The organism is Streptomyces sp. NPDC054883 (assembly GCF_053610645.1).
The window spans coordinates 209,474-230,075 of sequence record NZ_JBSGYT010000003.1; the positions used below are offsets into that span (position 1 = coordinate 209,474).

The 20,602-nt window shown below is 75.1% G+C and carries 16 protein-coding genes; 10 read left to right on the forward strand and 6 right to left on the reverse strand.

Annotated features, from left to right (window positions below):
* Nucleotides 1–20: 20 nt before the first annotated feature.
* Both ACWGH1_RS04570 and ACWGH1_RS04575 read right to left on the reverse strand, forming a co-directional pair.
* Nucleotides 21–5,963, reverse strand: a complete 5,943-nt coding sequence (locus ACWGH1_RS04570) for a condensation domain-containing protein (RefSeq protein WP_453408418.1) — start codon at nucleotides 5,961–5,963, stop codon at nucleotides 21–23.
* Nucleotides 5,964–6,259: 296 nt separating this feature from the next.
* Nucleotides 6,260–7,222 (reverse strand): hypothetical protein, encoded by a 963-nt coding sequence (locus ACWGH1_RS04575; RefSeq protein WP_453353322.1) that lies wholly within the window; start codon nucleotides 7,220–7,222, stop codon nucleotides 6,260–6,262.
* Between the two features lie 194 nt (nucleotides 7,223–7,416).
* On the opposite strand from ACWGH1_RS04575, the gene ACWGH1_RS04580 reads away from it, so the two are divergent.
* The 9 genes from ACWGH1_RS04580 (at nucleotide 7,417) to ACWGH1_RS04620 (ending at nucleotide 15,272) form a co-directional block, all read left to right on the forward strand.
* Complete coding sequence (locus tag ACWGH1_RS04580) at nucleotides 7,417–7,704, forward strand: cation transporter (protein ID WP_453353321.1); 288 nt, start codon at nucleotides 7,417–7,419, stop codon at nucleotides 7,702–7,704.
* 102 nt (nucleotides 7,705–7,806) lie between these two features.
* Complete coding sequence (locus ACWGH1_RS04585) at nucleotides 7,807–10,059, forward strand: heavy metal translocating P-type ATPase (RefSeq protein WP_453353320.1); 2,253 nt, start codon at nucleotides 7,807–7,809, stop codon at nucleotides 10,057–10,059.
* 9 nt (nucleotides 10,060–10,068) lie between these two features.
* On the forward strand, nucleotides 10,069–10,350 hold the full coding sequence (locus ACWGH1_RS04590) for a metal-sensitive transcriptional regulator (RefSeq protein ID WP_453353319.1): 282 nt from the start codon (nucleotides 10,069–10,071) through the stop codon (nucleotides 10,348–10,350).
* Nucleotides 10,351–10,517: 167 nt separating this feature from the next.
* Nucleotides 10,518–10,919, forward strand: coding sequence for a BlaI/MecI/CopY family transcriptional regulator (locus ACWGH1_RS04595; protein WP_453353318.1), 402 nt, complete (start codon nucleotides 10,518–10,520; stop codon nucleotides 10,917–10,919).
* Nucleotides 10,916–11,830: a M56 family metallopeptidase gene (locus tag ACWGH1_RS04600; RefSeq protein ID WP_453353317.1), complete on the forward strand. Its 915-nt coding sequence runs from the start codon at nucleotides 10,916–10,918 to the stop codon at nucleotides 11,828–11,830. Before ACWGH1_RS04595 ends, ACWGH1_RS04600 begins: the two co-directional genes overlap by 4 nt.
* Nucleotides 11,831–11,957: 127 nt before the next feature.
* The gene (locus ACWGH1_RS04605) at nucleotides 11,958–12,437 is read left to right on the forward strand and encodes a GNAT family N-acetyltransferase (protein ID WP_453353316.1); all 480 of its coding nucleotides are present in this window, start codon (nucleotides 11,958–11,960) and stop codon (nucleotides 12,435–12,437) included.
* Nucleotides 12,438–12,621: 184 nt separating this feature from the next.
* Nucleotides 12,622–13,521, forward strand: coding sequence for an SAM-dependent methyltransferase (locus ACWGH1_RS04610; RefSeq protein ID WP_453353315.1), 900 nt, complete (start codon nucleotides 12,622–12,624; stop codon nucleotides 13,519–13,521).
* Nucleotides 13,522–13,644: 123 nt separating this feature from the next.
* Nucleotides 13,645–14,079, forward strand: coding sequence for a Fur family transcriptional regulator (locus tag ACWGH1_RS04615; RefSeq protein ID WP_453353314.1), 435 nt, complete (start codon nucleotides 13,645–13,647; stop codon nucleotides 14,077–14,079).
* Between the two features lie 140 nt (nucleotides 14,080–14,219).
* On the forward strand, nucleotides 14,220–15,272 hold the full coding sequence (locus ACWGH1_RS04620) for a LuxR C-terminal-related transcriptional regulator (protein WP_453353313.1): 1,053 nt from the start codon (nucleotides 14,220–14,222) through the stop codon (nucleotides 15,270–15,272).
* 378 nt (nucleotides 15,273–15,650) lie between these two features.
* Here the strand turns inward: ACWGH1_RS04620 and mshA are convergent, their stop codons facing one another.
* Both mshA and ACWGH1_RS04630 read right to left on the reverse strand, forming a co-directional pair.
* Nucleotides 15,651–16,967, reverse strand: a complete 1,317-nt coding sequence (mshA, locus tag ACWGH1_RS04625) for a D-inositol-3-phosphate glycosyltransferase (protein ID WP_453408422.1) — start codon at nucleotides 16,965–16,967, stop codon at nucleotides 15,651–15,653.
* A 44-nt stretch (nucleotides 16,968–17,011) separates the two neighbouring features.
* A complete protein-coding gene (locus ACWGH1_RS04630) occupies nucleotides 17,012–18,589 on the reverse strand; it encodes a class I tRNA ligase family protein (protein ID WP_453356448.1) in 1,578 nt (525 codons plus the stop codon).
* A gap of 375 nt (nucleotides 18,590–18,964) precedes the next feature.
* Here ACWGH1_RS04630 and ACWGH1_RS04635 point away from each other — a divergent pair, with 375 nt between their 5' ends.
* A complete protein-coding gene (locus tag ACWGH1_RS04635; protein ID WP_453356447.1) occupies nucleotides 18,965–19,708 on the forward strand; it encodes a PIG-L deacetylase family protein in 744 nt (247 codons plus the stop codon).
* 127 nt (nucleotides 19,709–19,835) lie between these two features.
* On the opposite strand, the gene ACWGH1_RS04640 is transcribed toward ACWGH1_RS04635, so the two are convergent.
* Both ACWGH1_RS04640 and ACWGH1_RS04645 read right to left on the reverse strand, forming a co-directional pair.
* Nucleotides 19,836–20,501 carry a maleylpyruvate isomerase family mycothiol-dependent enzyme gene (locus ACWGH1_RS04640; RefSeq protein WP_453356446.1) on the reverse strand — a complete coding sequence of 222 codons (666 nt, stop codon included), beginning with the start codon at nucleotides 20,499–20,501 and terminating at the stop codon, nucleotides 19,836–19,838.
* A gap of 4 nt (nucleotides 20,502–20,505) precedes the next feature.
* Nucleotides 20,506–20,602, reverse strand: a 97-nt coding sequence (locus tag ACWGH1_RS04645) for an adenosylhomocysteinase (protein ID WP_453356450.1), incomplete at its 5' end; no start/stop codon positions are given.

Sequence of the window (20,602 nt, forward strand, 5' to 3'; positions counted from 1 at the left end):
AGCGCGGGCCCGCGCTCCCCTCACCCGGCGACGGCCCGTGCCGTCGTGGCGCGCCCGCCCGCCCCGTACCCGCCCGCCCCGTACCCGCCCGCCCCGTGCCCGTCCGCCCCGTGCAGGTCCGCACCGTGCAGGTCCGCCCCGTGCAGGCCCACTGCGTCCACCGGCAGCTCCGGGTCGGTCCGCACCTGGCGCAGCACCCGGGCGAAGGACGCCGCGAGCGCCTCCACCGCGCCGCGCTCGTAGGCATCGGAGCGGGCGTCGAGCGTGATCCGCGGGCCGGCCCCGGCGACGCGCAGCGTCAGCGGGTACGGGGAAGGCGCGCAGCGGCGGATCCCGCTGACCGTGATGCCGGCCGCCGCGGTGGTCCCGCGGAGACCGTCCAGGGGGTCCGGACCCGGCTCGTGGACGACCAGCGAGTCGAACGGCGCCTTCGGGCCCGGGTGCCGCCCGATCTCCGCCAGGCCGTGGCCGGGGCGCCGCTCGAGTGCCCGCAGGAGCTGCCCCACCGTGTCGCCCGGGCCGTAGGAGACCCGTACCGGGACGGTGTGGGCGAACAGCCCGACCGTCTCGTGGACACCGGGCACTCCGGCCGGACGGCCGGGGACGGTCACGCCGAACACCACGTCGCGGCTGCCGCCGAGCCGGGCGAGCAGGATCGCCCACGCGCCCCGCACCAGCGTGTCCGGCGCGATCCCGAGTTGCGCGGCGCACCGGGACAGCCCGCGCGCATCGCCCGCCGCCACCTCCGCCTCCACCCGGCCGCCGGCCTGCGTTCCCGTCCCGTCCGGCGGAGCGGCGGGCCGCGGGCGCCACAGGACCGGGACCGCGGTCCTGCCGAGCGCGCCCAGGCAGTCCCCGTAGCCCGGCGCGGCCGTCGGCAGCGACGCGTCGCCGCCCACGCGGTACAGCCGGAGCAGATCCCGCACCAGAACCGCCGCGGACCGGTCGTCGAAAAGCACGGGATGCCCCGTGACCACCAGCTCCGCGCGCCCTCCCAGCCCGATCAGGGCGAGCCGGAGCAGCGGCGGGGCGAGCGGGTCGAACCGGGCGGCGCGCTCCGCGGCGAGGAGCCGCCCCGTCTGCGCGTCGCGGACGTCCTCGGCGGCCGCCGCCAGGTCGAGGTACCGCCAGGGCAGCCGTACGTCCTCGGGGACGATCTGGACCGGCTCCCCGGATGCGGCCGTACCGAAGCCCGCGCCCAGGTTGGGGTGGCGCACCGGCAGGGCCTGCCCGGCCGCCCGCATCCGTACGGGGTCCACCCGGCCCTCCACCGGAATGACGAACTGCACGGGGGACGGGCCGGGCGGGGACCCGGCAGGGCCCGCCGGACGCAGCACCGCCGCCTGGACGGGCGACACCGGCCACACCTCGGCCAGCCGCCCGTACCGTGCCTCCCACTCCTCGATCTCCGCCTGGGCCACCCGCACCAGCGGCGCGTCCGAGGGCGTCAGCCCCCCGGCGCCCGGCTGCCGCGCGTGCCGGGCGAGACCGGTGAGCGCGGTGACCCACAGGCCGGCCAGCTCCGCCACCTGCGCCTCGGACAGCACACCCGCCGGGAAGCCGAAGGACGCGGTCAGTTCGGGGCCCGACCCGCCTTCCGTGGTGCGGGCGGCGACCTCCAGGGCCGACGGCGCGGGCGCCTGCCCGTCCGGGGCCGGGGCCGGCCCGGGCGCCGGCGCCCAGCCCGAGCCCCGCAGGCCCACCGGCAGGTCGTCGGCGCCGAAGGCCCGGTGGTACCCGAACCCGATCTGCGGGTCCGGGTACCCGGCCAGTTCGGCGGCCGTCCGCGGATTGAGGTGGCGCAGCAGCCCGTAACCGAGGCCCTCGTCCGGGACGGCGCGCAGCTGCTCCTTGACCGCTTTGAGCGCGCGGCCGGCGGCGGGGCCCCCGGCGAGCGCCTCGTCCAGGTCCGTCCCGCCGACGTCCAGGAGTACGGGGAACGCCGCGGCGAACGGGCCCACCGTCCGGGTGGGGTCGGCGTCCGGCACCACGTCGCGCGGCCGGCCGTGGCCTTCGATGCGGATCAGCGAGGAGGTCTGGCCGTCGCCCCTGCCGCGGCGCCACCGGGCCAGGGCCAGGACCAGGGCGGTGAGCAGTACGTCCTCGATCCGGCAGCGGAAGGCGGCGGGGACCGCGGTCAGCAGGGGTTCGCTCACCGCTGCCGGGACGCGGACCCGTACGGTCTGCACGGTGGCCGTCACGTCCACGGCCGGGTCGGGGCGGCGGCGGCCGAGGACGGTGTCCGGCGCCGCGAGGACCTCGCGCCAGACCGCCAGCTCGGCCACCCGGTCCGCACTGGCCGCCTCGCGTTCCAGCGCGTGCGCCCAGCGGCGTACGGAGGTTCCCGCCCGGGGCAGCGAGGGGACCCCGCACCGGGCCCGGGCCCAGGCGTCGGCCAGGTCGGGCAGCAGGATCCGCCACGACGCCGCGTCGGCGACGAGGGGGTGCAGGACGACCAGCAGCCGTCCGGTGCCGCCCCGGCCCACGGCGCTGCGGTCGAACCAGACGAACTGGACCATCACCCCGGCGGCCGGGTCCAGCCGGCCGACGGCCGCGTCCAGTTCGGCGGCGGTCAGCGCGTCGTCCCACGGGCCGCCGCACGGGATCCGGCGCACCAGCGAGGCGGGGTTCACCAGCCCGGCGGGCTCGACCCGCAGCCCGGGCTGCGGGTCGCGCACCAGCCGGGAGCGCAGCACGTCGTGCCGGTCCAGGACCGCACCGAGGGTCGCCATCAAGGTGAACAGGTCGATGTCCAGCGGGAGTTCGAGAAGTTGCGCCAATGCGAGCCGGTTCCCGGCGCCGCGGGCCGGAAGTCGGCGGGCCGCCGGGAGCAGCGGCATCCAGCCGACGCCGCCGCCCTCCGGTTCGGCGGGTTCCGGGGCAGCCCGGGTGCGTCCGGCGGCGAGCACCGCCAGGTCGGCCACCGTGCGGTGCTCGAAGATCTCGCGCGGGGTCACGTCCGCGCCCCGGGCGCGGGCCCGTGCGGCGGCCTGGACGGAGCGGATGCTGTCGCCGCCGGCGGCGAAGAAGTCGTCGTCGACACCGACCCGTTCCAGCCCGAGCACCTCCCCCACCGCCGCTGCCAGCGCCTCCTCGGCGGCGGTGCGCGGGGCGCGGTACCCGCCGCCGTCGGGGTCGGCTGCGGGCAGCGCCGCCCGGTCGAGCGTGCCGCCGGCCGTCAGCGGCATCCGGTCCAGCACGGTGAAGGCGGCCGGCACCAGGTAGTCGGGCAGCCGCGCGGAGACGAACCGCCGCAGCTCGGCCCGGTACCCGTGGACGTCCTCCCCGGCGTCGAGGCCGGCTCCGCCGCCGGGTACGACGTGGGCCACGAGGCACGGGCTGCCGCCGCGGCCCTCGCGGGCGACGACCACGGCCTGCGAGACGCCCGGGTGGGCCGTCAGCGCGGCCTCCACCCGGGCCGTCTCGCTGCCCGGTCCGCCCGCGGTGACCCGGTCGGCGGCGGGGCCGAGGTGCTCCAGCCGTCCGTCGGCGTTCCGGCGCGCCAGGTCGCCCGTACGGTACATCCGCCCGCCGGGCGGCCCGAAGGGGTCGGCGACGTACCGCTCCGCCGTCGTTCCGGGCCGCCCGGGGCAGCCGCGGCCGACGGGGCCGCCGACGTACAGTTCGCCGACCGTCCCCGGCGGTACGAGTGCCAGGCCGGGCCCGAGTACGTACGTCCGCAGGCCGGCGGAGTCGCCGGCGCCGGGCCCGGCCGCGGGGGTGCAGAAGGCGTCGGCCCGACCGTGGGCTTCGATCACCCGGACGCCGGGAAGGGCGGCCCGCGCCCGGTCCGCCAGCGACGCGGGCAGCGGCTCCCCGCTGAAGACGACCGCCTGTACGCCGGTCCGTGCCGGGATCCGGTCGACGAGGGCGGCGAACGCCGAGGGGGTCGTACCGAGCACCTGCGCGGGCCGGCCGCGCCCCTGCGTCAACGCCTCGGGGCCGCGGGCCACTTCGACGCTGCCCCCGGCGCAGAGCGGGGTGAGGAGTTCGTACACCGACGCGTCGGAGCCGGACGGGGAGGCCGCGAGCATCCGCCGGCCGGTGAGCACGCCGAGGCGCCCGGTCAGCCGGCGGACACCGTCGGCCAGGTTGCGGTGGGTGACGACGGTGCCGCCGGGCGCCGCGGTGCCCGGGAGTACACAGGCGGGGTGGTCCGGCCGTGGGGTGGCGGCCCGGACGGCCGGGTCTCCCGGTGCGTCGGCGCCGATGTCCTCCAGGCACAGTCGTGGAACGCCGCCGGGGGGCAGGCCCGCCGCGGTGGCGGAGTCGGTGAGGACCAGCAGCGGGCGCGGGCCGGCGGGGACGGCGTCGAACGGCGCCGGGCCGGGCCGGGCGGGATCGAACGGCAGGCAGCCAGCTCCGGCCTTGAGCACGGCGAGCAGGCCGACGACGAGTTCGGCCGTCCGGGGCAGGGCGAGACCGACGAGGCCCTCCGGACCGGCCCCGCGCCGGACCAGTTCCCGGGCCACCCGGTCGGCCCGGGCGTCGAGCTGCCCGTAGCTGAGCGAGCCGTCCGCGTCGAGGACGGCGGGGGCGTCCGGGGTCGCCCCGGCCTGCCGTTCGAAGAGCGCGACGACCGTCTCCCCGGACCCCTCGGCGGCCGGGTCGCCGGCCGGCCACGACAGCCGTGCGCGCTCCTCGCCGTCGAGGACGTCCACGGCGCCGACCGGGATGTCCGGGTCCGCGACGATCCGGCGCAGCACGCGCAGGAACCGGGCCGCGAGCCCCCCCACCGTGGCGCGGTCGAACAGGTCCGTGGCGTAGGTGAGCCGGACCCGCGCTCCGCCGGCCGGATCCGGGACGATGACGAAGGACAGGTCGCAGGTGGCGGTTCCGGTGCAGGCGGGTTCGACGGCGACCCGGAGCCCGGGGACCTCGATCGCGGGCGGGGCGGGCTGCCAGGCGCACCGCACCTGGAACAGCGGGTGGTAGGCCGTCGAACGCTCGGGGGCGATCAGTTCCACCAGTCGCTCGAAGGGCACGTCGTGCAGGTCGTTCGCGTTCAGCGCCTTGGTCGCGGCCGTCCCGAGGAGCTCCGCGAAGGAGGGGTTGCGGGACAGGTCCAGCCGCAGCACCCAGGTGTTGACGAAGAACCCGACGAGGTCCGCGAGGGCCTCCTCGGTGCGGTCGGTGACGGGGCAGCCGATCGTGAGGTCGTCGCCGGCGCCGAGCTGGTGCAGCAGGACGGCCAGGGCGGACTGCACCGCCACCGCCGCGCTCGCGCCGTGGTCGGTGGCCAGCTTCTCGACGGCGGTCAGCAGCTGCGGTTCGACGGCGAACTCGTACAGGTCGCCCCGGTAGCTCGCCGCCGGGGGCCGGGGGCGGTCGGTGGGCAGCGCCGAGGGCTGCGGTACGCCCGCCAGTTCCTCGCGCCAGTAGGACACCTGGGCGGCCGCGAGGCCGGCGGGGTCGTCCTCGTCGCCCAGCAGGTCGCGCTGCCAGAACGTGTAGTCCTGGTACTGCACGGGGAGTTCGCCCTGGCCGGGGGCGTGTCCCGCGCGCCGTGCCGCGTAGGCGGTGAACAGGTCGCGGGTGAGGGGCCTGCCCGACTCCTCGTCGCAGGCGATGTGGTGGACGACCAGCACCAGCAGGTGCTCCTCGGGTGAGCACCTGAGCAGGGTCGCCCGTACGGGGATCTCCGCCGTGAGGTCGAACGGGTAGGACACGGCCCGCGCCACGGCGGTCGCCAGCTCCTCCGGTGCCGCGTCCGTCACCGGCACGGTCAGGGACACGCCGGCGGGGGGCGCGATGCGCTGGAACGCGTCCCCGTGGTCGTCCTCGACGAACACGGTGCGCAGGCTCTCGTGCCGGGCCACCAGGTCCCGTACGGCCGCTTCGAGCGCGTCCGTGTCCAGTTCGCCCCGCAGCCGCAGGACGAACGGCACGTTGTAGGTGGCCGAGGGGCCTTGCAGCCGGTGGAGGGCCCACAGGCGCCGCTGGGCGAACGACAGGGGGATCATCTCTGGTCCCGGGGGCGGGGACCGTTGGTGCGCGCTTGCCGGGTGACCGGATCGCCCGTGGTGCCGATGTCAGACATCTCGCCCCATCCCCACGGCCGACCGGCCGTGTCCGCGTCTCGTCGCGATGCCCTGCCGGACCCGCCGGGAGGTGCTCGGAACCTTCTGACGGGCAGGTTAGGGAAGGGCGCCGTATCGACCGGCCGAGCGGCGCTCGAACCCCGCACGAGGCCCGCTGGAAGGCGGCTGCCGCCCTGGCGGGGCGGGGTGTGCGCGGGAAGGGCCGTGGGGCGCGCCCCCTAGTGCGTGTGTCCGCCCTGCTCGGGGGCGGGCGGGAGCACCGCGGCGGGGGTCTGCGCGGCCGCCTGACCGCCGCCCGCCCGGACCGTGAAGGCGGCGGTGCGGACCGTGCCCTCGTGCTGGAAGTCCAGGAAGAGCCGGTAGGTGCCCGCGCTGGGGGCCGTCGCCGTGAACGAGACGTCCGGCCCGGGGCCACCGGCGTTGGGGTGGACGTGGAGGTAGGCCAGGTCCCCGTCCCGCAGGGCGACGAGGTGGCCGTAGGCGCCGAGGTAGGGCTCCAGATCGGTGACCGGCTTGCCGCCCTTGCTGACGGTGAGCCGCAGCTCGCCCGCCTTGCCCGGGTCCAGGGTGCCGGCCAGCGCCACCTGGTAGCCGTCCACCTCGGTGGTGGGGGCGGCCGGGGGCAGCGGGCCGGGGGTGTACGGGCCCGGCACGGCCAGGTCCGCGCCGAGGGTGACGCCCTTCGCGTCGGCGGCGGACGGGGTGAAGTCGGCGAAGACCTTGTAGGCGCCGGGGGCCGGCAGGTCCACCGGGGTCGACCAGGTGCCGTCCTGCGCGCGGACCGGGTGCAGGTGCCGGTAGACGGTCAGGTCGCGCGAGGCCACGATGAAGTGCAGCTCCTTGCCGTGCTCGCTCCGGTACCCGGTGACGTTGCGGCCTTCGCGGTCCTTGACGGAGAACCTCAGTTCCCCCGGCCCGGGGGCCGCCTGCGGGGTGTCCAGGGCGAGGGTGTAGCCGCCGTCCGAGACCTGCAGGCCGCCCGCGGCCGGCCCCTGGGCCGCCTCCTCGTGGCCCGCGTGGGCGCCGCCGGCGGCGGGCGCCTTCGCCCGGGTCGCATGGCTCGCGTGCTCCGGGGACGCGGGTGCCCCCACGGGGCCGACGCCCTTGCCGACCCCGTACGCGGCTGCGAATGCCGCGGCGAGCGCGGCGGCATAAGCGGTGATCCTCACTCCGGTGTTCATGACTGCTCTCCCGTACGACGTGCTGCCGCGTTCGGCGGTTCGATGCACTTCACCATACCCCTGGGGGGTATCAAGTCAAGCGCGGCGAACGCTTGCGCCGAATACCCACGGGGGGTATATCTTGAAGCGAACCGGGATACCCCCACAGGGTATCCCGACCTCGCTGAGCACCAGACCCGACGAAGGAGAGATCCATGTCTTCCTGCTGCACTCCCGACGGCAGCTGCGGCACCGGCACCGGCGAAACGGCCGTGGCCGTCGCCGACAGCACCGCCACGACCTACCGCGTCTCCGGCATGACCTGTGGCCACTGCAAGAGCGCCATCACCACCTCGGTGAGCGCGCTCGCCGGCGTCCTGTCCGTCGACGTCGACGTCGACGGCGGCCTGGTCACCGTGACCACGGCCGGCGGGGCCGACGACGCGGCGATCGCCGCCGCGATCGACGACGCCGGCTACGAACTCACCGGCCGGGCCGCCTGACACCCGCCCGACCCGGCCGCCGGGGCCCGTCCCTCCGCCCCGCGTCACCGCCCGAACCGCCGGGCCCCGGCCCCCACCCCGCTCGAACGAGGAGCAGTTCTCATGACCACCACCACAGCCGGCGCCGCCCAGGTCGAGCTCGCCATCGGCGGCATGACCTGCGCCTCGTGCGCGGCCCGCATCGAGAAGAAGCTCAACCGCATGGACGGGGTCGAGGCCACCGTCAACTACGCCACCGAGAAGGCGAAGGTCACCTTCGACGCCGACATCTCCGTGGCCGACCTGATCGCCACCGTCGAAGCCACCGGCTACACCGCCCGGGAGCCGGTGCGCGCCCCCGTGGACGGCGGCCCTCAAACGCCGGCGGAGGAGCCCGACGAGCTGCGCCCCCTGCGCCAGCGGCTCGTCGCCGCCGTATCGCTCGCGGTGCCGGTCATCGCGCTGGCCATGGTCCCGGCGCTCCAGTTCGAGTACTGGCAGTGGCTCTCCCTGACGCTGGCCGCGCCCGTGGTCACGTATGCCGCCTGGCCCTTCCACCGCGCCGCGTGGACCAACGCCCGGCACGGCGCCGCCACGATGGACACCCTGATCTCGGTGGGCACGACGGCCGCGTTCCTGTGGTCGCTGTGGGCGCTGTTCTTCGGGACCGCCGGCACGCCCGGCATGACGCACGCCTTCGAGTTCACCATCGCCCGCACCGACGGCGCCGGGAACATCTACCTGGAGGCGGCCGCCGGGGTCACCGCCTTCATCCTGGCCGGCCGGTACTTCGAGGCCCGCTCCAAGCGCAAGGCCGGCGCCGCGCTCAAGGCGCTGCTGGAACTGGGGGCCAAGGAGGTGACGGTGCTGCGCGGCGGCCGCGAGGTCACCGTCCCCACCGCCGAGCTCCAGGCCGGCGACCGCTTCCTGGTCCGCCCCGGCGAGAAGATCGCCACCGACGGCACGGTGGTGGAGGGCTCCTCCGCCGTGGACGCCTCCATGCTCACCGGGGAGTCCGTGCCCGTCGAGGTCGGGGTCGGGGACTCCGTCACCGGCGCCACCCTCAACGCGGGCGGGCGCCTGGTCGTCGAGGCCACCCGGGTCGGAGCCGACACCCAACTGGCCCGGATGGCCAAGCTGGTCGAGGACGCCCAGAACGGCAAGGCCGCGGCCCAGCGCCTCGCGGACAAGATCTCCGCCGTGTTCGTACCGGTCGTCATCGGCCTCGCGCTGGCCACCCTCGGCTTCTGGCTCGGCTCCGGCTCCGGTCTCACCGCCGCGTTCACCGCAGCCGTCGCCGTACTGATCATCGCCTGCCCGTGCGCCTTGGGCCTGGCCACCCCTACCGCGCTGATGGTCGGCACCGGCCGCGGCGCGCAGCTCGGCATCCTGATCAAGGGCCCCGAGGTCCTGGAGACCACGCGCAAGGTCGACACGATCGTCCTGGACAAGACCGGCACGGTCACCACCGGCAAGATGACCCTCCTCGCGGTGCACACCGCCGAGGGCACCGCCGAGGACGACGTACTGCGGCTGGCGGGCGCACTGGAGCACGCCTCCGAGCACCCGATCGCACAGGCCGTCGCCTCCGGCGCGGCCGCCCGGGTCGGCGTCCTGCCCGTTCCCGGGGACTTCGCCAACATCCCCGGCCTCGGCGTCCAGGGCGTCGTGGACGGCCATGCCGTCCTGGTCGGCCGCGAGAAGCTGCTGACCGAGTGGGCGATGACCCTGCCGGCTGCGCTGGAGCGCGCCAAGGCCGCCGCCGAAGCCGCGGGCCGCACGGCGATCGCCGTCGCCTGGGACGGCGAGGCCCGCGCGGTCCTGGAGGTCGCCGACGCGGTCAAGGACACCAGCGCCGAGGCGATCCGGCGGCTGCGCGCCCTCGGTCTCACCCCGATCCTGCTCACCGGCGACAACAAGGCGGTGGCCGAAGCCGTCGCCGCGGAGGTCGGCATCGACGAGGTCATCGCGGAGGTCATGCCGCAGGACAAGGTCGACGTCGTCAAGCGGCTCCAGTCCGAAGGGCGCAGCGTCGCCATGGTCGGCGACGGGGTCAACGACGCGGCCGCGCTCGCCCAGGCGGACCTCGGCCTGGCCATGGGCACCGGCACGGACGCCGCGATCGAGGCGGGCGACCTGACCCTGGTACGCGGGGACCTGCGGGCCGCCGCCGACGCCATCCGGCTCGCCCGCAAGACACTCGGCACCATCCGCTCGAACCTGTTCTGGGCCTTCGCCTACAACGTGGCCGCCCTGCCGCTCGCCGCGGCCGGACTGCTCAACCCGATGATCGCCGGAGCGGCCATGGCCTTCTCCTCCGTCTTCGTCGTCGGCAACAGCCTGCGTCTGCGCGGCTTCCGGGCCGCCGCCAACTGAGGAGTCCCCGTGGCCGGTTACTCAGCACACAAGGAAGACGTCATCAGACGGCTGCGGCGGATCGAGGGCCAGGTCCGCGGCGTGCAGCGGATGGTGGACGACGACGTCTACTGCATCGAGGTACTGACCCAGGTGTCCGCGATCAACGCCGCGCTCCAGTCCTGCGCGGTGACGCTGCTCGACGAACACCTCGCCTGCTGCGTCACCGAGGCCATCGCGCAGGGCGGCGACCAGGCGAAGGCCAAGGTCGGTGAGGCCACCAAGGCGATCGCCCGCCTGATCCGCACCTGACGCCCTACGGCGCAACTGCCCTTCCGCGGAGGAGATTTCGCGGGAGGGCAGTGCGCCGTTCCGGCCCCGCCGGGCCGCCCGGCTACCCGGCCGGGGTATGCCCCCGGGGGACGGGCGGCCCGTACGATGAGCCGCTCGCGAGGGGTGAGGGGCCGAAAGGAATGCGCGTGCGCCGACTGGGAGATCTGGAGGCCGAGATCATGGACCGGCTCTGGTTGTGGCAACGGCCCGCCTCCGTCCGCGAGGTCGTCGACGACATCAACCTGGGCCGCCGGGTCGCCTACACTACCGTCATGACCGTGGCCGACATCCTGCACCGCAAGGGCTGGCTGCGCCGCGAGAAGTCCGGCCGGGCCTGGATCTACGAGGCGGTCCGCAGCCGCGAGGAGTACACCGCTGCGCTCATGCAGGACGCGTTGGGTGACAGCCAGGACCGCAAGGCCACCCTGCTGCGGTTCGTGGAGCGCATGTCCCGCGAGGACGTCGAAGCCCTGGACGCCGCCCTGCGGGCCGCCCGGCCCGGCCGGTCGGGCGACGCGCCCGCCGACGGCGCGGGACGCGAACGGTGAACCACCACGTGCTGCCCCCGCTCGGCCTGGTCCTGGTCACCGGCCTGGCGGCCCCCTGGCTGCTGGCCCGGGCCCGCTGGGCGCAGCAGGCCCCGCGCCTGGCGCTGGCCGTCTGGATCGCCTGCGGCACCGTGTTCGCGCTGGCCGCGGCGATGCTGCCGGCGCAGCTGTTGCTCCCGGCGCGCACCAGCCACCGGCTCGCCGACCTGGCCCTGACGTTCAGCGCGCCCTCCCCGCACCGGCTGGCGGCCGCCACGGCCCGGGAGTTCCTCGCCGCGGCTGCGGCGCTCGCCGTCGCGGCGCTGCCCGCGACCGGCTTCGTACGGGAACTGCTGCGGGCGCGGCGGGCCCGGACGCGCCACGCCGACCTGCTGCGGCTGGTCGGCCGGGCCGACCCGCAGCTCGGGGTGACGGTACTGGAGGACGATCGGCCCGCCGTGTACTGCCTGCCCGGACGCTCGCGCCGGGTGGTGGTCTCCTCGGGCGCAGTGGCGATGCTGACGGGACCGCAGCTGGCGGCGGCGCTCGCCCACGAGCGGGCCCACATCGGCGGCCGGCACCACCTGCTGGTCGCCGCGGCCGGGGCGTACTCGGCGCGGGTGTTCCGCGGCCTGCCGCTGGTCCGGATCGGCGGGAAGGCGGTACCGCTGCTGCTGGAGATGGCCGCCGACGACCGGGCACTGCGCGGCTGTTCCCGTGACGCACTGGCCCAAGCGCTGTACGCCCTGGCCGCCGGACAGGCACCGCACCGGGCGTTCGCGGCGGGCGGCCCCTCGGCCGCGCTGCGCATGAACCGCATCCTAGCCCCGCCCGCTCCGGGTCACCCCGCCCTGCGGGGGCTGCTCGCGGTGGCCGCCGCCGTCTCGGTGATCACGCCGCTGGTCTTCGCCTGCTGCTCGGTCCCGGGATAGCCGGTACCCCAATCCCCTGAATTACTAAGCGAATTCGTAGATTTAGCACCGCCACCGGTCCCTTGAATTCCCCGCTATTGTGGGCTCGGACGGGCTCAGGACCGGGACGGCGAGGGGTGCGGGACGGATGCTGCTGGCTGACGTGCGATCGGCCGCGCCCGGTGACGCGACGGCGATATCCCGGCTGCTGGCGGCCGCGATTCGCGCGGGCTACGAAGGCACGCTCGGAGAAATCCGCACCGCCCGCCTCGTGTCGGAGCAATGTTCACTGCCCCGCATTAGAGCGGAAATTGAAATTCCCGGCGGGGCGCCCGGCCGGCTCGGCTGGCTGGTCGCGGCCGACGCGGCCGGGCGGGTCGTGGGGGCCGTCTCGGGCGGTGTCCCCGTCGCCGCCGAAGGCGAGCTGTACTCCCTGTGCGTGGCGGCGGACCGGCGCCGCGCCGGGATCGGCACGGCGTTGCTGGCGGCGGCGACGGAGCGGATGCGGGCGCACGCGGCGGCCGCCCAGTGGATCGGCCTGCCCGTCGAAGCCGATCCCTCTGTCCCGTTCTTCGCCCGCCACGGCTTCACCGACGCCCTCCCGCTCCGCCTGCGCCGCCCGCTCTGACACCCGGCCGCTGCCCGGCCACTCCCCCGGGCCGCGTGGCAGATCCACGCCATCGCGTGTTCACGCAGCCCGTTCCCCCTGGTGGGGAGCACGCCCACCGGACAGGATTTCCTCAGCGGCGCGGTCCCGGCGGCACGGGAGCCACGCCCCGGACGGCCGGACCGAGCGAGCCCCTGGAGGAGCGATGCACACACCGAGCGGCACTTCCCTGCCCGTCGGGGCCGCCGCGCTCGCACCGGTCCTGCCGTCCGCGCGCCCCGGGGGGCCCGGCGCCCCGACGCGCGTCTGCACCGGGATCCGCGACGCCGCGGAGTACCTGCCCGGCCTGGAGTCGGTCTCGCCCGTGGCGGAGCCCGCGGCCTGGTTGCACGGCGCGCTGCTCGGCCCGTACAGCGCCGACATCGTGCGCTGCCTCAGGCTGGCGCGCGGCGTCGGCGGCCCCGTACTGGACCTGGGCTGCGGCGCCGGGCGGCTCGCGGTGCCCTTCGCCCGGCACGGCTTCGAGGTCGAGGGCGTGGACCGCGACCCGGAGTCCCTGGAGCGGCTGCACGCCTGGGGCCGGCGGATCGGCCCGCAGGTCGCGGACCGGCTGGCCACCACCCGGGCGGACCTGGCCTCCCTGCGGCTGCGGCGGGGGTACCGGCTGGTGCTGCTGGCCGGGGCGATGGTCTCGGCGGTACCGCCCGACGCGCGGCCGGGGCTGCTGCGCGAGATCGCCGCCCACCTGACCCCCGGCGGCGTCCTGGCCCTCGACTACACCGCGCACCGGCTCCGCGACCTGGCCGAGGATCCGCAGCGGACCTGGGCCTTCCAGGTTCCCCGGTTCGACGGCGTCGAGGAGTGGGCCGTGGCCCGGCAGGTCTTCGGGCTCGAGGAGATGAGCGAACGGATCACGTACTACACGGTGCGGACCGGCAAGCGGAGCAGCGAACGGGTGGTCCTGACGACCGACAAGTGGATCGTCGACGCGGGCCGGCTGACCGCCGAACTGCACGCGGCGGGCCTGCGCGTCGAGCGCCGCTCGCGCCACCGCATCGACGAGCGGACCGAGAGCGTCTTCCTCGTCTGCCGGGCCGCCGGCTGACTCCCGGCCGCGCGCGCCCGTACCCCCCTGCCCCCGTCGGGCAAGAGGTACGATGCACCCAAAGGTTTGGGCGGACCCAGACAGCGGACCGATGGCGGAGCGGGTGGCGGAGGAATGGCTGTCGTGGAGGAGTCGACGGGCCGCGAGGCGGTCATCCAGCGCCTCCGTGACGTGGGGCTGCGCGTCACCGGACCGCGCCTCGAAGTGCTGCAAGTCCTGTCCGCCGGCGGCCACCTGGACGTCGAGGCCATCACCGCGGCCGCCCGCGCCCGGCTCGGCACGCTGACCAGCCAGGCCGTCTACGAGATGCTGCGCCACTTCCTGGAGACCGGGCTGGCGACGAAGTTCGACCGCCCGGGTCTGCCCGCCGTCTTCGAGATCGCCGGCCCGCCGCACCAGCACGCGCTCTGCCTGCGCTGCGGCCGGGTGGAGAACGTACGGGCCGAAGTCCCGCAGCCGGCCGACGAGGTGCTGCTGGAGTGGCGGATGGGCGGCGGCGCGGAAGTGGTGTTCAAGGGCCTCTGCCCCGACTGCCTCCGGGCGGAAGGGGCGTCGTAGCGACACCCGTTGGGCGCCCGACAGGGCGGCGAATGGTCCAGGTGACGCCCGTCACATGCGAATCGAGGGAGCGAGAGCCCCTCCAGCCGCATGTGTCAAAGTGTGACTGTCGATTCGCAAGACGAGGGGGTCACTGCGCGATGGCAGCGGGCGATGGCAGGGACGGCATCCAGTCGGCCGACAGGGTGTTCGCCCTCTATCAGGAGCTGCGCCTGCGCGGGGTGTCCGACCTGGGCGACGTGTCCCGCGAACTCGGCCTGGCCCCCGAGGAGTACGAGCGGCGACGGGCCGAACTGATCGGGCTCGGCCTGATCGTGCCGACCGGGACCACTCACGCCACGCGGGCCGATCTCCAGGCCGGCACCTGGGAGTCGGGGACCGACGCCGTCGCCGTGGTCGACCCCGAGATCGCCCTGCTGCGCATGCTGCGACGGGAACGCGAGCGGCTGCGCGAGCACCTGGACGAGTCCGACCGGGCCTACGCCTCCCTCGAAACGCTGGTCGGCACGTTCCTGCGGCCCGGTTCGCTGAGCGGCTCCGAGGTCGAGGTGGAGATCCTCGACGACTACGGCCGGATCCAGCAGGTGCTGGAGGACATCACCGACGTCATCCAGCACGACCTGGCCTCGATGCACGTGACCGCCCTGGTCCGGGAGGTCGCCGACCGCGTCCTGAGCCGGGACCGGCGCCAGATCGACAACGGCGTGCGCATCCGGGCCATCTACCACCAGCGCATCACCACCTCGCCGGAGGCGACGGAGATGCTGCGCCGGCGGGTCGAGGCGGGGGTCGAGATCCGCATGTCGCCCGCCGTCCCGATGAACATGATCATCGCCGATCAGCAGTTCGCCGTGCTGCCCGTCCACCCCGAGGACCGGGCGGCCGGCGCGATCCTCGCCCGCGGCCCGGCGCTCGTGCGCTCCTACCGGGCGCTGTACGAGCACTGTTGGCACGCGGCGACACCGTACGGTGACGACGCCGCCCCCGAAGTCGGCGGGGACGGGCTGTCCGAACAGCAGCGGGCGGCCTTGAAGATGCTCGCTTCCGGCATGAAGGACGAGAAGGTGGCGCGGACACTGGGCGTCTCCCTGCGCACGGTCAGCCGCATGCTGTCCGAACTGATGCAGGAGATGGGGGCGTCGAGCCGGTTCGAGGCCGGAGTGCGCGCCCAGCGCCTCGGCTGGCTGGACTGACGCACCGACCGACCGCACCGCGGCGGAAAAGCCCCGCCGCCGCCCGACCCGTGGGGGTAGGCGTGCGCGGGGCTTTCGCCGTACGGCAGGCGGGCGGAACCCGCGCGGGACACTAGTCCCAGCCGTTGCCGTTCGACGCGGTGGTGACGGCCGCGGTACAGAACAGGCGAGCGGACATGATTCCTCCAGGAAGCCGGAATGGGTTCGGGGTCTTCGCTACCCGTGCCGCCGGGATCGCGTGAAGACCTCTCCATTGTCCTACGCCTCACGGGGCGGGGCCCGATTCCTGTAGTGCGTCTGAGGCGGAACTGGAGCCGTCCGGACCGGAGTTCACATTGACGTTACGCTTACATACCTTTGGTCAAGTCAAAAGAGCTGTTAGGCTGGCATTCCGGCCTTCTCGACCCTCCAGGAGAGAGGCGTCGGCGAGGCAGGAGCGTGCCGCCGCTCCTGCCTCACTCGTTCCCGGCGCCCCGCCGCCGCCCGCGCCCGGTGCTCCTCCCCCAGCGCATCCCGGTAGACCTCCAGCGTCCGGGCGGCGGCGGCCTGCCAGCTCATGGCCCGCGCGTGGGCCACGGCCGCCTCCCCCATCGCGACGCCCACCGCGGGATCCTCGACGAGCCGGCGCAGCCGCCGCGCGTACTCGGCCGGATCGTGGCCGTCCACCAGCATCCCGGTCACCCCGTCCCGCACCGCGGTCGGCAGACCGCCGACCGCAGCCGCCAGGACCGGGGTTCCGCAGGCCTGCGCCTCCAGCGCGACCAGCCCGAACGACTCGCTGCGCGAGGGCACCACCAGGACGTCCGCCGCCCGGTACCACTCGGCCAGCTCCCCCTGCGGCACGGGCGGGGAGAGCCGCAGTACGTCCGCCACCCCGAGCTCGCGCGCCAGCTCCCGGGCCCCGCCACGGGGCCCGGCCCCCGAATGCCCGCCCACCACGGGGACGACCAGGCGCGGGCGGAGCCCCGGAACCGCCGACAGCAGCTCGGCGACCGCCCGCACCATGACGTCGGGGCCCTTGAGCGGCTGGATCCGGCCCGCGTACATCGGGACGAACGCGTCCGCCGGCAGGCCGAGCCGGGCCCGCGCCGCCGCCCGCCCCCGGCCCGGCCCGAAGGTGCGCAGGTCCACGCCCGGCCGGACGATCTCGGTCCGGCGGGCGGTGGCCCCGTACAACTCCCGCAGCGCCCGGGCCTCGTCCGCCGTGTTGGCGATCAGCCGGTCCGCGGCAGCCGCCATCTGGTGCTCGCCCCGGATCCGCAGCTCCGGCTCCGGCCGGTCCCCTTCGGCGAGCGCGGCGTTCTTCACCCGGGCGAGCGTGTGGGCGGTGTGCACGAGGGGGATCCGCCAGCCCGCGGCGGCGATCCGGCCGGCCTGGCCGGACAGCCAGTAGTGGGAGTGGACCAGGTCGTAGCGCCGGTCCTCCTTGAGCAGCGCCAGCGAGAACGGCACGACCAGCCCCGGCATGTCCTCCTTGGGCAGTGCCGCGCGCGGACCGGCCGGCAGGTGGCGGACCTGCACGCCGGGGGCGAGGTCGACCCGGGCCGGTCCGCCCTCGCCCCGGCAGCGGGTGTACAGGTCGACCTCGACGCCGCGTTCCGCGAGGGCCCGGGAGAGCTGGACCATGTAGACGTTCATGCCGCCCGCGTCCCCGGTGCCGGGCTGGTGCAGCGGCGAGGTGTGGACGCTGAGCATGGCGACGCGCAGGGACACGTGGATCTCCTAGCGGAAAGTGGGGGTCAGAAGCCGAACACCGGCCCCGAGGGGGGTGCCAGCCGGGTGCCGGGCCGGGGTGGCGCGAGCGCCTCGGCCGAGACGGGCAGTCCCGGTGCGGCCCCGAGCGCCGAGGCCAGCCGGTCCGCGCCCTCCGGCATCACCGGCCGCGCCCACGCGCTGAGCGCCCGGGCGACGGCCAGTTGCGCCGACAGGGCGGGCAGGTGCCGGCCATCGCGGCCGGGGCGGTGTACGTCGTGTGCGTTGACGTGACCGAAGTCGGCGGCCGAGCGCACCACTTCGTCCAGCAGGGCGACCGCCCTGCGCGGGTCGAAGGCGTCCGGCCCGTACGCCTCGCGCAGGTCCGCCACGGCGCGCAGCAGCCGCCGCTCCAGGACCGGCCAGCCCGTGCCGCCGGGGAGCGCGGCCGGGACCAGGCCGGCGCACTGCTCGCGGACGGCGGCGAACAGCCGGGAGAGCCAGCTGTTCCAGTTCTCGTCCAGCTCCTGGCGGGCCGCGGCGAGCCGGTCGGTACGGAAGTGCGTGCGCCGCCCCACGGGGCGGGCCGCCAGGACGTGCCGGCGCAGGGTGTCGGACCCGTATTCGGTGATCAGGTCCAGCGCCCAGGCCTGGTGGCCCTCGCCGTGGCCGGCGGCCGGGTCATCGATGACGTACGCCTCGTTGACGCAGAACTCCTGCGCCGGCACCGCGCCGCGGGCGGCCAGCAGGACCGGCAGCAGCACGGCGTGGCAGAAGGCGTGCCCGAAACCGCAGAAGTGGACGGCGCGTCCGGGCACGGGCCGGCCCTCCCCGTAGCCGAAGAGGTGCATCGCGGCGGTCTCGAAGCAGCCGTCGATCCGGTGCTCGGGAAAGCCGTCGACGGGTACGGGCAGGCCCCATTCCGCCGGGTTCGTCACCGCGACGTCCGGCAGGCCGTCCTCCAGCAGCGCTTCGCACAGCGCGGCCAGCCGGGGCGGCAGGCCCGCCTCGGACCAGTACCCGGCCAGGGCGTCGCGGAACGGTTCGAGCGGGACGTACAGGCGTCGGCAGCGCCGGAGCACCGAAGACGTCCCGCACCGGGTGCACCGCGGTTCGAGGAGGTCGCCCCCGTCGTTGGGGCGGGCGCACTCATGGCACATCCCGCCCTCGCCGGGAGCCGCGCAGTGCGGGCAGGAGCCGGTCACGTGCGCCCCGTGGAGCCAGCGCCCGCACGGTTCGCAGTACGGCATCAGCCGCGTCCGGGCGGCGATCACGCCCTCGGCGTGGAGCTGCCGGAAGAGGTCCGACATCCAGCCCGCGTAGCCCTCGTCCTGGCGGGGCCGCACGATGTGGTCGAACTCGACGCCCGAACGAACCCAGTCCGCCGTGATCGCCTCCCGGAACCCTTCGGCGACCTCCTCCGGCTTGCGCCCCGCGCGCAGGGCGCGGGCGTGGACGGAGCTGCTGTGGTCGGCGGTGCCGGTGGTGAACAGGACCGGTTCGCCCTCGGCGCGCAGGTACCGGGAGAGGACGTCGGCGGCGACGTACGGTCCCGCGAGGTGGCCGACGTGGAGTTCGCCGTGGGTGGCGGGAGGGGTCGCGGTGATCCAGACGGGGGTGCTCAATGGGACCTCCTTGACGCTGTGGTGCGCAATGCTCAGCGAGGCTCGAAAGGGGTGGAGCGGATTAAGTCCTCGTGCGGCCGCACGGCGCTGAATCGCGCCGGACGGGGCCGAGTGCGGTCGAATTGGCGCCGGTTGCCGGCCGCCACGGCATGCGGATTCTCGAATGGCATTCTTCGCTCGGTCTCCCTACGGGGAACTGGACGCGCATGCGGTCGAATTCGCGACTCCCGGGAACAATGGAGAACCGGGGTCCAGACAAGCGTGCCAGAGGAAACAAGTGGCAGGACCGGGAAGCGCTTGCGCATTCACGCCGTTGCGCGGACACGCCAAAGGGGTTGTCTTGCGGCGCCTCCCGCCGCCCAACAGGCTGCTCCCATGGAACACTTCGCGACCGATCCCATAGACCGAAGCGCCCCGGAGTCCCTGCTCGTGGTGGCCGCGCACCCGGACGACATCGAGTTCTGCGTCAGCGGCACGGTCATGCGGTGGATCGCTCAGGGCACGACCCGGGTGACGTACTGCATCGTCACGGACGGCGGCGCCGGCGGTTACGACGAGCAGCTGCCCCGGCAGGCGATGGGGGACCTCCGGCGGGCCGAACAGGTGCATTCCGCGAAGCGCAGCGGGGTGGACGACGTCCGCTTCCTCGGCTATCCCGACAGCTACGTCGAGCCGAGCGTCGAGCTGCGCCGCGACCTGTGCCGGGTGATCCGTCAGGTCCGCCCGCAGCGCGCCGTCATCCCCAGCCCCGAGATCAACTGGGCGCGCGTCGCCGACCTGCACCCGGACCACCGGGCGGTCGGTGATGCCGCCCTGCGGGCGGTCTACCCGGAGGCGCGCAACCCGTTCGCCCATCCGTCCCTGCTCAAGGAGGAGGGGCTGGAGCCGTGGACCGTGCCGGAGCTGTGGCTGATGACGGGTCCCACCCCGAACCAGTACATCGACGTGACCCCGGTCTTCGACCGCAAGGTGGAGGCGCTGCGGATCCACACCTCGCAGACCGCGCACTTCGACGACCTGGCGGGGCTGCTCCGGGAGTGGCTGGGCGAGCACGCGCGGGCCGCCGGGCTGCCCGCGGGGCGCATGGCGGAGGCGTTCCAGGTCGTCAGGATCGACTGAGTCCCGGTCCGCGCGCCGCGTCGGGCGGCCGGACCGGGACGGAGCCGTGCGCGCCGCGTCGCCGTGCTGTTCGCCCGGTTCACGCTTCCCGGTTCACGCTTCCCGGTTCACGCTTCCCGCTTTCCCTTCACCGGTAGATGAGCAGTTCCTCCTCGGCCGCTCCCGCCAGTTCGTAGCGGGTGCCGACCAGCGGGCGGCCCGAGTAGAGACGGATGAGCGTCGGTGCGTCACCCCGGAAGCGGGCGGCGGGACGGCCGTCCACCGCGTTGCCCAGGACCAGCGCCCCGTGCTGCCCGGCGATGTCCGCCAGCAGCCGGGGCGTTGCGCGCTTGCGGCTCGCCGTGCGGAGCAGGGGCAGGGAGAGCTCCAGGGCGGCCCCGCCGTAGGCGCCCGGCTCGCCGAGCGCCTCGCGTACGTCGCCCGCGTGGATCCACTCCCCCAGCGCCACGGCGTCCAGGGTGCCGTCACCGGCCGCGATGGCCGGCCCGGCCTCGGTCAGGCCGCGCTCCAGCTCGTCCAGGATCCGCGCCACGGGCCGGTCCGCCCGCTCCGCGACGTCGGCGGCGTTGGCGGCGGGGAGGAAGACCCCCTCCTCCAGCCGGCCCTCCACGATGCGCACGAGGGCGGCCGCACAGTGCGCGAGCACGTCGCGAACCGTCCATCCCGGGCAGGCGGTGCGCAGCGCGTACGCGGCCGGGGGCGTGCGGCGCAACAGCGGCACCAGGGCGTCCCGCTCGGTGCGCAGGAGGCGGTCCGGGAGCCAGGGGTCGCGCATGTCCTCGGTGGCGATCATGGGATTAGTAGCGGTAGTGGTCGGGCTTGTACGGGCCTTCGACCTTGACGCCGATGTAGGCGGCCTGCTCCGGACGCAGGGTGGTGAGCCTGACGCCCAGC

What these genes read in the sequence shown, in the direction of transcription:
- ACWGH1_RS04570 (WP_453408418.1), bottom strand. Translation starts at nt 5,963, where the DNA reads ATGATCCCCCTGTCGTTCGCCCAGCGGCGCCTGTGGGCCCTCCACCGG.
- ACWGH1_RS04575 (WP_453353322.1), bottom strand. Translation starts at nt 7,222, where the DNA reads ATGAACACCGGAGTGAGGATCACCGCTTATGCCGCCGCGCTCGCCGCG.
- ACWGH1_RS04580 (WP_453353321.1), top strand. Translation starts at nt 7,417, where the DNA reads ATGTCTTCCTGCTGCACTCCCGACGGCAGCTGCGGCACCGGCACCGGC.
- ACWGH1_RS04585 (WP_453353320.1), top strand. Translation starts at nt 7,807, where the DNA reads ATGACCACCACCACAGCCGGCGCCGCCCAGGTCGAGCTCGCCATCGGC.
- ACWGH1_RS04605 (WP_453353316.1), top strand. Translation starts at nt 11,958, where the DNA reads ATGCTGCTGGCTGACGTGCGATCGGCCGCGCCCGGTGACGCGACGGCG.
- ACWGH1_RS04610 (WP_453353315.1), top strand. Translation starts at nt 12,622, where the DNA reads ATGCACACACCGAGCGGCACTTCCCTGCCCGTCGGGGCCGCCGCGCTC.
- ACWGH1_RS04620 (WP_453353313.1), top strand. Translation starts at nt 14,220, where the DNA reads ATGGCAGCGGGCGATGGCAGGGACGGCATCCAGTCGGCCGACAGGGTG.
- mshA (WP_453408422.1), bottom strand. Translation starts at nt 16,967, where the DNA reads ATGCTCAGCGTCCACACCTCGCCGCTGCACCAGCCCGGCACCGGGGAC.
- ACWGH1_RS04635 (WP_453356447.1), top strand. Translation starts at nt 18,965, where the DNA reads ATGGAACACTTCGCGACCGATCCCATAGACCGAAGCGCCCCGGAGTCC.
- ACWGH1_RS04640 (WP_453356446.1), bottom strand. Translation starts at nt 20,501, where the DNA reads ATGATCGCCACCGAGGACATGCGCGACCCCTGGCTCCCGGACCGCCTC.